General features: G+C 58.6%; 10 protein-coding genes. All 10 read right to left on the bottom strand.

Annotated features, from left to right (window positions below):
- Positions 1-10: 10 nt before the first annotated feature.
- Positions 11-3,487 (bottom strand): amino acid adenylation domain-containing protein, encoded by a 3,477-nt coding sequence (locus BT204_RS23405; protein ID WP_072448458.1) that lies wholly within the window; start codon positions 3,485-3,487, stop codon positions 11-13.
- A 12-nt stretch (positions 3,488-3,499) separates the two neighbouring features.
- Positions 3,500-4,429 carry a diiron oxygenase gene (locus BT204_RS23400; protein WP_072448457.1) on the bottom strand — a complete coding sequence of 310 codons (930 nt, stop codon included), beginning with the start codon at positions 4,427-4,429 and terminating at the stop codon, positions 3,500-3,502.
- Positions 4,430-4,453: 24 nt separating this feature from the next.
- Positions 4,454-4,801, bottom strand: a complete 348-nt coding sequence (locus BT204_RS23395) for a DUF4437 domain-containing protein (protein ID WP_072448455.1) — start codon at positions 4,799-4,801, stop codon at positions 4,454-4,456.
- Positions 4,798-5,574 (bottom strand): DUF3050 domain-containing protein, encoded by a 777-nt coding sequence (locus tag BT204_RS23390; RefSeq protein WP_054898387.1) that lies wholly within the window; start codon positions 5,572-5,574, stop codon positions 4,798-4,800. Before BT204_RS23390 ends, BT204_RS23395 begins: the two co-directional genes overlap by 4 nt.
- A gap of 460 nt (positions 5,575-6,034) precedes the next feature.
- Positions 6,035-7,579, bottom strand: coding sequence for an MDR family MFS transporter (locus BT204_RS23385; RefSeq protein WP_054918466.1), 1,545 nt, complete (start codon positions 7,577-7,579; stop codon positions 6,035-6,037).
- On the bottom strand, positions 7,572-8,744 hold the full coding sequence (locus BT204_RS23380; RefSeq protein ID WP_072448454.1) for an HlyD family secretion protein: 1,173 nt from the start codon (positions 8,742-8,744) through the stop codon (positions 7,572-7,574). Before BT204_RS23380 ends, BT204_RS23385 begins: the two co-directional genes overlap by 8 nt.
- Positions 8,741-10,243 carry a TolC family protein gene (locus BT204_RS23375; protein WP_072448453.1) on the bottom strand — a complete coding sequence of 501 codons (1,503 nt, stop codon included), beginning with the start codon at positions 10,241-10,243 and terminating at the stop codon, positions 8,741-8,743. Before BT204_RS23375 ends, BT204_RS23380 begins: the two co-directional genes overlap by 4 nt.
- A gap of 210 nt (positions 10,244-10,453) precedes the next feature.
- The gene (locus BT204_RS23370) at positions 10,454-11,194 is read right to left on the bottom strand and encodes an AraC family transcriptional regulator (RefSeq protein WP_054899116.1); all 741 of its coding nucleotides are present in this window, start codon (positions 11,192-11,194) and stop codon (positions 10,454-10,456) included.
- A gap of 1 nt (position 11,195) precedes the next feature.
- Positions 11,196-12,890 (bottom strand): 2-isopropylmalate synthase, encoded by a 1,695-nt coding sequence (gene leuA, locus BT204_RS23365; RefSeq protein ID WP_034128567.1) that lies wholly within the window; start codon positions 12,888-12,890, stop codon positions 11,196-11,198.
- Between the two features lie 431 nt (positions 12,891-13,321).
- Positions 13,322-13,945, bottom strand: a 624-nt coding sequence (locus tag BT204_RS23360) for a transposase (RefSeq protein ID WP_072448452.1), incomplete at its 5' end; no start/stop codon positions are given.

The following is a 13,945-nucleotide window of genomic DNA, read 5'->3' as shown; positions in this document are numbered from 1 at the left end:
TTTTTTTTGCTCAGATGAAATCGATTTGCTTGAGGTAGTCACAGCCTTTTTGCAGCAACTCACTGTTCTTGGCTGGGTAGTCTTCGCCCATGCTCTGGATGCCTGAGAGTGCATTGCGGTACTCGATCATCGAGATATCGCCAATGTCTTCTTCAAACCCATTGAGGTAAAAACCGACCACGCCGAACAACGCGTTATCACTGTCGATGGCCGACAGGCGTTGCTGCCATTGTGTCACCGGGACCATCTGGAAATCGTGACCGGCCGCGCGGAACGCCTCCAGATAGTGAGCCCATGTCAAAGGCAGCGGGTTGTGCAAGTTGAACACCGCTTTGGTGCGGTTATGACGGCTGGCGTGAAACGCAATGAAGCGTGCGAGGAAGTCCACCGGCATCAGGTCGAAGTTGAGCGCCAGTTCGGGCACTTGCTTAAGCTGCAAGGAGCCTTTGAGCATCAGCATCAAACGGTTCTGATGAGGCTGGCACACACCGGTTCGCGTATTGAACGCGATGTTTCCAGGGCGATAGAGATTGACCCACACCCCCGACTCACTGGCGTTCCACAAGATGCGCTCAGCCACCCATTTGGAGAGGTTGTAACCATTGCGGATGTAGATGGGCGGCGTGAAGGCAGGCGGTTCTTCCAATACCCGGCCCTGCTCGTCCACCGTGCTGGAGGCCGACAGGGTGGAAATGAAGTTGAAAATTTTCTTGCTGCGCCCTTCACACAATTGCAGACATTCCAGCACCGGCGTGACGTTGTCCTTGACCAGCGACTCGTAGTCGAGCACGTGGTTGACGTTGGCCGCGTTGTAGATCAACACGCCGTATTCACGATCCAGCCATTCATAGTCCTGCTCGGACAACCCCAGGCGCGGCTTGCTGATATCCGCCGCCAGGACCTTGACCCGGCTCAGGTCCAGATGTTCGAGGCGGTTCTGGATCAGCGCATCCTCGAAGCGCTCTTGCGCGCTCATGCCGCCGGACTCGCGCACCAGGCACGCCACTTCGGTGCTGCCCAGTTCCAGCAGGGCCTCGACGATATGCACACCCAGGAACCCGTTGGAGCCGGTCACGATGACTTTATGTACGTTGCCCAATCGACTGATGGGCAGTACCTCCAGCTCAGGCCGGATCATGGCGTCTTGCAGCGCCTGCGGACTGACCGTAGCAGTGGCCTCGACGTCCTGGTCAATCAGGTTGGCGAGGTTGACCAAGGTGGGTTGCTCAATAAAACGGTTGATCGAGACTCCTTTGCCGAACGCCTCGCGAATCCCCATGAGCATCTGCGACAACAGGATCGAATGGCCACCCAGATTGAAGAAACTGTCATCTACGGAAATGTCCGGCCCAGGCAAGTCGAGCAGCCTGGACCACAGCTCCAGCAACTGCGCCTGGGTGGCGTTCTGGGGAGCCAGGCGCGGCCCTTGCGTCTTGTAGTTGACCGGCAGGTCTCTCAGGGCCTTGCGGTCGACCTTGCCATTGGCCGTGGCCGGCAACCGGTCCAGCAGGCAATAGGCGCTGGGGCGCATGTAGTCGGGCAAATGTTTGAGCGCATAGGCCTGCAACTGCTCACTGGCCGCCTGGCCCTCGCCCTCTTGAGGCTGGGAGAAAAACGTCAGGATGCGGCGCTGGTGATCGATGACCACCGCCAGTTGCCGGAACAACTGGCTCGATTGCAGCAGGTGTTCGATCTCTTCCGGCTCCACCCGAAAACCGCGGATCTTCACCTGGTTATCCAGGCGCCCGATGATCTGGATGCCCTCCTCGGTCCAACGCGCCAGGTCACCGGTACGGTAGAGGCGCACCCACTGGCCATCGGGCAACTCGTGCAGCCGATAGCGTTCGGCCGTCATTTGCAAGGCGCCCAGGTAACCGGCGCCTACCCCTGGCCCGGCGATGTGGATTTCACCGCTGTCATTTTCGCCTACCGGTTGGCCGTGCTCATCCAGCAGGTAAATCGCGGTATTGGCAATCGGTACGCCCAGGTTGCGATTGTTGTCCCCCCGTTGGAAGGTACGGCAGGTGGCGAGCACCGTGGTCTCGGTGGGGCCATAGATGTTGTGCAGTGCACAGTGGCCCATCAGTTTTTCGATCACGTGGGGTTCGCACACATCGCCGCCCGTCACCAAATGCTGCATGCCGTACAGCGATTCAAGCTGGATGATGCTGAGCAAAGCCGGCGGCAAAAAGGCGTGGGTGACCTGCTCCCGTTGGATCAATTCAGCAAGCGCCACCGGGTCGCGGCGCTGGTCTTCGGTGGGCACGATCAACTCGCCACCCTGGATCAGCGTCGGGAAGATATCCAGCAGCGATGCATCGAAATTGATGGTCGAGAACTGCAGGGCACGGCTATGGCGGTCCAGTTCCACATAACGGGCATACCACGCACAGAAGTGGCTCAAGTTGTCGACTGTGAGCAACACGCCTTTGGGTTGGCCGGTGGTACCGGACGTGTAGATCGCCACGCAGGGTGCCGAACCGTCCAGCGCTACGCGCAACAGGCTCTGATCCGGGGCCAGGGCGACACGGCTGTAGCCCTTGGCGCCGTGGTGGAAGAAGTCCAGATGGCCAATATCCAGGGTAGCCAGGCCCGGTAGCGGGTTGTCTGCCTCGGTGTCCTGGATCAGCAGGCTGGCACCGGCATGCTTGAGGATGGCCGCACGGCGTTCGACAGGATGGTTCGGGTCCAACGGCAGGTACACCGCACCGCAACCAATCACCGCCAGGATCGCTGCATAGAGCGCAGTGCCTTTGGGCAACGAGATGCCGACCACCGTCAACCCTGGGGTCGAGGTTTCAAGCAAGGGTTGCAAGCGTTCCTGGATCGCAACGCTATAAGCGTGCAGTTGCGCATAGGACATACCCCGCCCTTGCACTTTCAGGGCGTTGCGCTCGGCGTTGGCCAACAGGCTATCGGCCAAGCGCTGCACAAAGGGGCGCCTGGCCTCCTCCAGAATGCCGGTATTAGCGCTCGCATTGTGGCGATGACGCCAGGCCAGGCCATCCAACAGGGTCAGGCTCGACAAGCGATCAATCGCCTGCACCGGCTCACGGGGCGCCTCAAGATAGTCAGCACTGCGTGAGAAACGCCCGATGTGCACACTGGCCATCTCTACCACTTGCGCTATCGCTTCACGTGCCCGGTCGGCACCGTTGCCGGCGAGGGAGGCGCTGACTTCACGACGCCCCAGCAGCATCCAATCGCCATCGCCAGGACGCCACAGGCAGTCCACCCGCAGTGGCGCGAGAACATCACTGTCATCGTCAGCCTGCGCCCGCAAAGATAGGCGATGACACGACGGATAGTGCGGGAGTCGCGCCGTGCTGGCGTCGTCTATCAGCACGTCCGGCGCCGATAACTGGCAAAGCTCAATGGCGTTATCGCTGGTCAACAAGCGGGCGGTGTGCCCCATCTGTTCCAACTCTTGCGTAAGGCAGGCGAGCGCATGGCTGCGCCCGCACAAAACGATATCAAGATGTCTCATCGAAGTTGTCCTCTAGCGCAGATAATCGGCGAGCGCTTCCTGCATGCAGGGAGCGTCGAGCAGGCCGCTGTGTTTGAAGAATCGGACGATGTTGCCTACCAGCGGGTGAGACGGCGTGATCGGAAAACTCATGCCTTCGACCTCTTCACGCAACGCCGCCTTGACGCTGGGGTTCACCGGCAGTTGCTCGATCAGCGCGAAATCAAACCCCTGCTGGATCTCGTTGGTCAGGTACTCACCCAAGAACACCGGCATGATCGAGGCCAGCACACGTTTGTCCTCTTCGCTCGCGGTATTCCAGTAAATGCGCGTCAACTTGGCCCAAAAGCCCGAATGTCGACCCTCATCCGCCAAGTGGTCGGCCATCAACCCCTTGACCGATGCCTTGACCGAGTCGTCGCGGGCAAACGCGGCAACATCGTTGGTCAGGGTGTTTTCCGCAATGGCCACGCAGATCAGCTCGACAGCAGCCTTGAGGTGCGCGGGCGCCATGGCCAATGCCTTGGGGATAGAACGGCTGAGCTCGATTTCCGCTGGCAAGGTGATGGGTTCGATGCCCGTCAACTCGATGGTCTGTTGCATGTAGTCCATCGCCACTAGCGCGTGATAGTCCTCATCGACGACCACGGTCATCGCGTCGTAACGGCACGCAAACGGAAAGCGGATAGCGAAGTTATCTTTCGCAATGCTCCTGGCGGTCTTGTCGACAATTTCGGTTTCGAAAATCACCACATCATTAATGAACTTATACAAGCTCTGAACGAGAACAAAATGCTGTAAGTGACTACACTTCTGCATAAAGGTAGCGCTCATGACCAATGGTTGACGACTGGTCGGAAATATTAACTTTTCGTCATCTTCCAAGCGTCGTCTCGGGCGCGTCCGAATGGTCGCCCTTTCCTCCCACGACTCGGAAAACGATTGATATGCTTCAGCTCTCATGACTACTTCCTTTATTCATGATACTCAGTAGTAGTGCACTTCAAACAACAGGCATCCGTCTTTCGAATTAAACGGCCCGTGCTCCGTGTGTGCGGCCCTGAAGAAGTAACTACCGTCGCGGTATGTTTTCTCCGGGCGCCCCTCACTGGCCTGCTCTGTCTGGTCGCCGTCAATCAAATACACTTCTTCGTGATAATCATGGGTATAGATTTCACGGGTGCCGCCCCCAGGGTGAAAACGTACCAGACGTGTACGCACTCCAGTTTTCGTAACAGGGTCCAATGTGTCTTTGAAGACGGTCAGCGTGATACCGCGTTCAGAGGTCACCTCAAACCATTGGGCCTGTTCGGCCTCGATCACTTCGAAGTTCATGCCACGCACTCACTGACCGTTTCGCCCATGGCCACGCGCAGGTTGTCCCACAACGCCAGGCGGCTTTGTACCGCCGCGATAGCCGATACGTAGACCTCTTCCTGACGCTGCGCATCGCCATTGACCAGGCGCGCCAACAGGCTTTCTGCCGCCGGGCCGTGGTCTTCCGAGTCGACTTCGATGTGGCGCTGCAGGTAATAGCGAAAGGTTGGCGCGTCGTCTGCGGTGATATCCCAATCGTCCAGAATGCGCTGGAACATCTGCGGGATGACACTTTCACGGCCATGCAAAAACGCAGCAGCCACACTGTGGGTGGAAGCGTTGATGGCGGTTTCGATGGTGTCAGTGACGAAAGCCGACGCTGCCAGGCCTGCACCGCAACGGCTCAAGGCCGTTTTCAGATCGACGCCTTCGCGCATCAGTTTGACAAAGTGTTCGATCTTGTCGGTGCTGGCGCCGACTTCGCGCATGGCATGCAGGTAGAGTTCGAAGTGGCTGTAGTGACCGCCTTGCAAGTTCTGGTCGGACTCTTCGCCCAGGATGATTTCGTTGATCAGGTGCGCGGCCGCCGGGTCCACGGGAGGCAGCCAAGGCAGGCGAGTACAGGTGAGGTCCTGTTGCAGGCGCTTGGCCAGGGACATGAAATCCCACACCGCAAACACATGGGTTTCCATAAAGGCGCGCAGGACCGGCAGCGAATTGATTTCAGCAAAGATCCGATGATTGCCCAGCTCTACTTTCTTGGCGTTCAACAGCGTCTTTTTATCTTCCATGTTGCGCTCCTTATCAGGCTTTAGTTAACGCTGACCACTCGAGAGATACCCGCTTACCTTTTTTCAGGCATAAGCAGGCCTGCCTCGCCGTTCTTGGCCAGTGCTAGAGTCTTATTCAATTAAGTTGTACGGTTATGCTTCCGTGACCCAAAGGTCAGCCGTCGAAGCAAGACGAAACTTAGAGGAAGTTCATGATGATCAGCAAGTGTTTTTTGGAAAATTAATACAATTTATTTCCAGTTGTAAAACCCACAACAACAGAAGCCCGACCGAAGTTAATAAAATCAACTTCGCCAGGCAATAGTTGGCTAACACCCCTCAAGGGAGTGCAAACAAACTGTATGGAATTGCTAAGTTAGCAATTAACTAGTCTATGAACGCGGCCATTCGCCTTTTTACCATTCAAGTTCCCTCTTACCGCTGATAAGCGCCCGCGTATTACCTGCGGGCAGTAATGAGTTCAGTTCTTTGCTGATTGGCGCAATGCCAGGGCCGCGACCCCGCACAAGATCAAAGCAATACAGGACACATAGAACGCATCGCTGTAGGCCATCAGGTACGCCTCACGACGCACGGTGTGGATCAAGCCCTCAAGGACCTGCTGTTGAGCGGGTAATAGCTGGTTGAAGATAAAAGCCTCGCTGTCGGCCATGCTGGCGCGCAGGCGCTCCTGAAAGGCCGGGGAAAACAGGGTGATCGACTCCCCTACCCGCTCAGAGTGAAAGCGCTCGCGCATGGCCACGATCTGTGTCAGGCCCGCCGTGCCCACGGCACCACCCAAGTTACGCAGCATGGAAAACAAGGCCGAGGCCGAGCCGGCTTCATCTTTGGCCAGGCCAGACACCGCCAGCACGGAAAGCGCCACCATGATCAGCGGCTGCCCGATGCCCCGTACCACGGTGGACGGAATAATCACGTTGGCGGCGCTGTCCACGTCCAGGTGCGCGCCGAGATAGCACCCCAGGGCCATGATGAAAAAGCCACTGGCAACCATCAGTTTCGGGTTGAGCCACTTCATCAGGCGCGGCATGAACGGCGCCAGTACCAGTTGCACCATGCCGTAGGCGATCAGGCTGATGCCAATCTCCCGGGCGTTGTAGCCCTGCAACTGAGACAGGTAATTGGGCACCAGGAACACCAGGCCGAAGGTGGCCGCGCCAAAGATGAACATCGCTGCGCTGGCCACGCCGAAGTTGTAGCTCTTGAGCAGGCGCAGGTTGATGAAGGAGCGACTGCCATACAACTGCGACAGCACGAAGTACACCAAGGCAACGCCGGCAATCAGTGACATCCATACAATGAAATCGGAGCCGAACCAGTCCTTGCGGCCACCTTCTTCCAGCACGATCTGCAAGCCACCCAGGCCGACGATCATGGCGATGATCCCGCCCCAGTCGCCGCGCTTGAGCAGGCTCAACTGCATGGGCTTGGCATCGATCGACCATGCCACCGCCAACAGCAAGAGAATGCCGGGGGCCAGTTGCAGGTAGAAGATCCAGCGCCAGGAATAGGCATCGGTCAGCCAGCCGCCAATGGACGGCCCGGCGGCCTGGGCGACGCTGTTGGACAACGCGAACAGCGCCATGCCCATCGCGATCTTGCTGGGCGGCAGTTCAGTGATGATCAGCTGGAATGACAAGGGAATCAGCACTGCGCCGGCAGCGCCCTGGATTACCCGAATGATGATCATCACTTCCAGGTTGGGCGCCCAGGAGCAGGCAATGGACGCCACCAAAAATACAAACGAGCCCACGAGCATCACACGTCGCAGAGAGAACACCTGCACCAACCAGGCGGTCAGCGGGATCATCACGATTTCCGCGACCAGGTAGGCGGTGGAAATCCACGAGCCTTCCTCGAACGTCGCGCCCAGGGAGCCTTCGATCTCCGGCAGCGCGGCGCTGGTCACGTGCACGTTCATGCCGGCCATGAAACAGCCGAACAGCCCCCCGATCACCGCCACCCAGGCGCGAAAGGAGACGCTCTTTTCAGCCGCTTCAGTCATGTGCAGCGCCCTGCTCAGCTGGGCGGGTGTCCACCGTGGTGATCACCGACATGCCCGGCAGGATGGGCCCGCCTTCGTCATGCTCATCAATGACGATCTTGACTGGAAAGCGTTGCACGATCTTGGTGAAGTTGCCGGTAGCGTTGTCCGACGGCAACAGTGCGAACACCGCCCCGGAGCCTGGCGAGAAGCTCACCACATGGCCTTTGAGCTTGCGCCCCGAATAACTGTCGACGCTGATATCCACCGGTTGGCCGGCACGCATATCGCGCAATTGAGTTTCTTTGTAGTTGGCCACGACGTAAGCCTGCTGCAAAGGCACCACCGCCAGCAGTGGCAACCCTGGCGCGACGTATTGGCGGGTACGGACTTTGCGCTGCCCCACCACGCCGTCGATGGGTGAGCGGATCAAGGTGTCCTCCAACGCATGCGTCGCCAGGTTCAACTGCGCCTCGGCCTGGCTGCGCCGGGCTATCTGCTGCTGGAGCGAAGCCTGGGCCAGTTGACGGCGGGTGATGGCCACGGTCAAGCGGGTTTCCTGCTGGCGTTGCATCGCCTTGGCAATTTCCACCGCAGCATTGGCCTGGGTGTAACTGGCGGCGGCCGTTTCCAGACGCTGCGCGCTGGCAGCATGTTCGCGCACCAAGCCTTCGTAGCGACGCTGGTCGAGGCTTGCGCGGCGTAACTCAGCGGCCACACTGCGCGCATGGGCCTCAGCCTGGGCAACCCCGGCCTTTTGCTGGGCGATCAGGCTGTCAGTGACTGTCAAGTTGGCCTCTTGCGCTGCCACCGAGGCCTGGGTCTCGGCCAGTTCTGCGCGGGCTTGTGCCAAGCGGGCCTGGTAGTCACGGTCCTCGATGCGTACCAGCACATCCCCTGCCTTGACCGGCTGATCATCCTCTACCATCACCTCGGCCACGTAGCCTGAGACTTTCGGGCTGATGGGGATCCAGTCGGCCCGCACATAAGCATCATCGGTCTGCTCCAGATAGCGGCCGACGGTCATCCAGTACACGCCGAACACCACCGCCGCGATCAACAACCCGGCGCCGCCCAGCAGGATCAGGTTTCTTTTGCGCCGTTGCTTACGCGCATGCATAAGTTGCTCGAGCACATTCTCCTGCTCGTCCTGGACAGCAGTTTTTTCATCAACGGCGATATTCATGGCTGGGTACCGGAAGAAGGGATAGACGCGTGGGTGGGCGCAGCGGCCGGGGTATCGACGGCGCCGGACTGCCAACCGCCACCAAGGGCACGGAATAGGCCGATCTGGCGTTGCAGTAACTGGCCATCGGCGTCGGCGCGCGTGGCCTGCAAGCGGATCAGTTCACGCTCACTGTCCAGCACGTCGAGAAAGTCGATAGAACCGGCGTCGTAGTTGAATTGGGCCAACTTGTAGGCTTGGCGGCTGCTGTCCAGCGCCCGGCTCAAGGCCGCGTGGCGCTGCCGTTCGCCGTCGTACAACGCCAGGGCCTGGCGCACCTCCTTGAGGGCCTTGAGGACGCTGGCCTCGAACTGCGCGACCTCCACCTGCTCGAGTGCCCGTGCCTGCTTGACCCGCGCGCGGTTGGCCTGCCAATTAGGGAACTGCCAGGTAATCAGTGGGCCGATGCCGAACATCACCGCACTGCTGTCCCCCAGCTCATGGGGTTTGTTGGCCGAGGAGGACACTGAAGCGCCGAAGGTCACCTTGGGGTACAGGTCGGCCTGGACGATATCCACTTGCAGCGTGGCCGCCTGCAACGCGCGCTCGGCCTGACGTATGTCGGGGCGGCGCGCCAATAGTTGCCAGCCATCACCCACCGGCAACTCGGCATTGAGTTGGGGCACCACTTCACACGTTGCGGCGCCAGAGCCTTGGTCCAGTTCAGCGACGCCGGTCAGCATGGCCAATTCGTAGAGCGCGGCTTGTCGACGCGCCTCCAACATCGGCAGCAACGCCTGGGTTTCGCCTTGCAGGGCTTGCATGCGGCTGTATTCAAGGTCTGTCACCACACCGGCCTGGCGCTGGCGATCGGTCAACGCCAGGCTATGCCCGACCACGTCCAACGAATGGCGCTGTACCTTGGCACGCGCCCCCAGGGCGCAGGCATTCACATAGGCGCGAGTGGTTTGCGCCACGACCGTGATGCGCAGCAAGTCCTCGGCATCCTGCGCCGCTGCGGTTTGCACGTGGGCACGTTCAATGGTGCGCTGAACCTGGCCCCACACATCCACTTGATAAGCCAGCTCGAAGCCTGGGTTGAATGCCCATTCTGACGGCGCATGGCTATCGGTGGCCTTGGCCAGCGTCTGGTCATCGGTCGTCTTGCCATAAGCGGCCCCCAGCGACGCCTGGGTGGACGGCCAGCGCTCGGCATCGGCCTGCTGGATCCCGGCCAGCATCGCTTGCACATGGGCCTGGGCCGCCGCCAGGTCGCGGTTGTGCAGTAACGCCTGTTGCACCAGCGCATCGAGTTGCGGATCGTTATACAACTGCCACCAGCGCTCAGGTAACACTTGGTCCGAGACACCTTGGGGCAGGTGGCTCAGGGCATTGATGCGTTCCGGATGTGGCTGTGCCGGTGTATGGGCGACCCAGGACGAACAACCCGCCAACAACGCCACCGCCATGCCAAGCAGCGAAAGACGGTAATGCCGTGGGAAAAGAGAAGGCGAACCCATCGAAGAAATCCAGAATGCCAAGTAGAGACGCAGGGTAAGAGAGCAACCGGTTGCGCATCTCCCGAGTTCCAGACAACCATCGTTTCGATTGGGACAATGTGCCGGCGCGCCCTCTGCGCCGCAGGCTCCATACACCAGGCACAGGTAAACATGGCCCTGCCTGGAAGCGGGGCCATGTTCAAAAGGAGGTGGTGCTATCGCCAGTCAGATTCAGACCAAGCGACAGTTACTCGGGGTGTAGCCCATGGTGCGTTTGAACATCGCGGTAAATGCACTCGGACTCTGATAACCATGCTCCAATGCCACTTCAAGGATGGAGGCACCACTGGCCAGCCGCTGCATGCTGAGCAGCAGCCGCGTGCGCTTGCGCCACTCGCCGTAACTCATGCCCAACTCTTTCTGGAACAGCCGAGCCAAGGTGCGTGAACTCATATTGAGTTGCACCGCCCAACTCTCCAGTTTCGACTCCTGAGAAGGGTTGTCGATAAAGTCCGCACACAGAGACTTGAGCCTCGGCTCGTCCGGTATCGGCACGTGAGCCAGCACCCTTTGCGCACGGTCAAGTTCCGAGAAAATCAGCTCGACAATCTGTACATGACGCAACGACGCCGGGTGGCTGTCAGGCTCATCGCCGGCGGCCACAATCAGCTCGCGCAGCAAGGGTGAAACCCTGATGACCTCGCACTCCTCCGTCAAACGACGGTGCGCTCCCGGTGAGATCAACAAAGTGCGCATGCGCACTTCGCCGGTCATGCGGATCTGATGTTCCAAACCTGAAGGCACCCACAGGGCATGCCCGGAAGGTACCACCCAGGTGGTCTCCTCCACCGACACAAGCATCACGCCGTTGATGGCGTAGACCAGTTGGCCTTCGTCATGTCGATGCGAGGCTACGATGTCACCGTGGCCATAATTACCGGCAAGTGCCGCCAATGCGGTATGCGCGTTCATCTCAGGACGGCACCGCAGCATTCACCACGCTGAGCAGGCCCAGGCGCGATGCACGATTGACCGCACTGGTGACCGCTTCGAGGGAAGCGAGCAGGCTACTGCCATCGCGAGCGGCGCCGAACAGCAACTGGTTGCCCACGCGAATTTCCACATAGGCCAACGCCTCAGCCTGGGCACCGTCACGGGTGGCATGTTCGTGGTAATCGGCGATATCAAAATGAATGCCACGCTGGGCAAACGCATCGACCAGCGCCGCAAGCGGGCCGTTGCCCTCGCCACTCAAGTCGATGCGCTGTGTACCTTGTTCAAGGGTGGCCTCCAGGTAAGTCACATCGCCCTCGCTCACCAGTTTGGGGGCTCGTAACGCGTAAGGCTTGCCCTGCTCCAGGTAATGCCGGGTGAAGCAGGCAAGGATCATCTCGCCACTGATTTCCTGGCCGGAGCCATCGGCTTCCTGTTGTACCAGGCTGCTGAACTCCATCTGCAAGCGACGCGGCATCACAATGCCGTGCTGCTCCAACAGATAGGCCACGCCCCCCTTGCCCGACTGGCTGTTCACGCGAATCACCGCTTCATAGCTACGGCCCATATCGGCAGGATCGATAGGCAGATACGGCACTTCCCACATGCCCTGCGGATTGGCCTGGCGCGCCGCAAAGCCTTTCTTGATCGCGTCCTGATGCGAGCCGGAGAACGCGGTAAACACCAACTCACCGGCGTAAGGGTGACGAGGATGGGTCGGCAACTGATTGCAGAACTCCACCTCACGCTGGACGTGCAGGATGTCGGAGAAATCCAACTGCGGATCGATGCCGCTGGTGTAGAGGTTCATCGCCAACGTGAGGATATCGACGTTGCCGGTACGCTCACCGTTACCGAACAACGTGCCCTCGACACGCTCGGCACCGGCCAGGCACGCCTGCTCCGCGGTGGAAACTCCAGTGCCCCGATCATTGTGCGGATGCACGCTGATGACCACACTGTCACGGCGACTGAAGTGCCGGCAGAACCATTCGATCTGGTCGGCGAAGACATTGGCGGTAGACACCTCCACGGTGGTGGGCAGATTCAGGATCATCTTGTTGCTCGGGGTCGGCCCGAACGTATCCGTCACCGCTTCACACACCTGCAATGCAAAATCCAGCTCGGTGAAGCAAAAGGTTTCCGGGGAGTACTGGAACGTCCACTGCGTATCGGGGTTCGCGTCCATGTGCTGCTTGATCTCTCGTGTTGCCTGGGTAGCAATCTCGATGCAGCCCGCCTTGTCCACATTGAAGACAACGTCCCGAAACACCGGCGCCGTCGCATTGTAAACATGCACGATGGCGCGAGGCGCGCCCTTCAACGCCTCAAACGTGCGTGCGATGAGGTGGCTGCGCGCCTGGGTCATGACCTGAATCGTCACATCATCAGGAATCGAACCGCTTTCAATCAGCTCACGGACATAGTCAAAGTCGGTCTGCGAAGCGGCAGGAAAGCCCACCTCGATCTGCTTGAAACCGACCTTCACCAGCAAATCGAAGAAACGCCGCTTGCGCTCGGCATTCATCGGCTCGATCAAAGCCTGGTTGCCATCACGCATATCCACACTGCACCAGGTGGGAGCAGCAGCCTGGACAGTGCTGGGCCATGTGCGATCCGGCAGGTTGACCGTGGTGAAGTGGCGATATTTGCGGGAAGGGTCCTTGAGCATCATGGCGTTTCTCCTTTTTCAGCAGTTTGTTTGTGTCAGACACACCACCGGCAATGCCGACTGATTGGATCCAATACTAAACGAACATAGTTTGATACAAATTGCGTTGTTGAGTTTGCGGAATGAAAAAATCCAAAGAAAAATCCAAAAATCTCAAAAAAACCGAAAAAATATTGCGCAAAGAAATAAAAACCAACAATCAAAGACCGGAAGTCAGGAGTTACCGGCAAAATCAGTAAAAAAGAACCTATCGCTTGGATGAACGGGCTGAGGGAGCCAGGGAAAACATTTCTGACGGGCAAAAAAAACCCGAGAACCTTACCTGTGTAAGGCTCTCGGGTTTTCTGAACACACTTGATTGGATACCTATAGGTTACGTTCAGGACGAGCAAAAAGCGACCAAAAAGGGGGTGACGACCAAAAAGGGGACAGATTTATTTACCACCATCCAACCTCGGCCGCCCTTGCCCTCGGCGCTCAATACGAACGCCTGCAATCCTCTCAACTTCTTCAATGAAACGAGCAGTTCCGGTAAGCTGCCCCCGTTGCAACGCCTCACGAATAATTTTCGTCTCATCACTCGAAACGGACTGCTTCACAAATACCTTATAATTTTCGCGGCGCTTCAGCGTTGTATCCCCCAATATGGAAAAACAAGCATCAACATCAAGCCAGTCACTATCAGGCACCAGCCCTGTGCGGGCACTGTAACTTGACCATGGATAATCCGCCGCGTCAGCTACCATGCATGCACGAACCGGATTTAATTCAATGTACCGGCAGCAAGCTAGCAAGTAAGTCTCCGTTTGCATCACGCTTGATTTATACCGTCCCTCCCATAATGTACCTGTCCGCCCTTCTAACCTGTTTCGATACCGAGTGGCCCGAGCCGCGAGCGCCTTCATTAACTGCCCTAGCCCTGCAACCGAGTTACCCGGAGAAACCAGTAAATGGACATGATTAGTCATCAAACAGTAGGCGTATATTTTTATGCCAAATGCGTCCTTAAGCTCTCGAAGGTCTCTCACGTAGCGCTGGTAGTCCTCCTCGGCAGCAAA

This window comes from Pseudomonas sp. NFPP02 (assembly GCF_900119355.1).
GTDB lineage: Bacteria > Pseudomonadota > Gammaproteobacteria > Pseudomonadales > Pseudomonadaceae > Aquipseudomonas > Aquipseudomonas paracarnis.
This window is presented reverse-complemented; position numbering and strand designations above follow the sequence as displayed.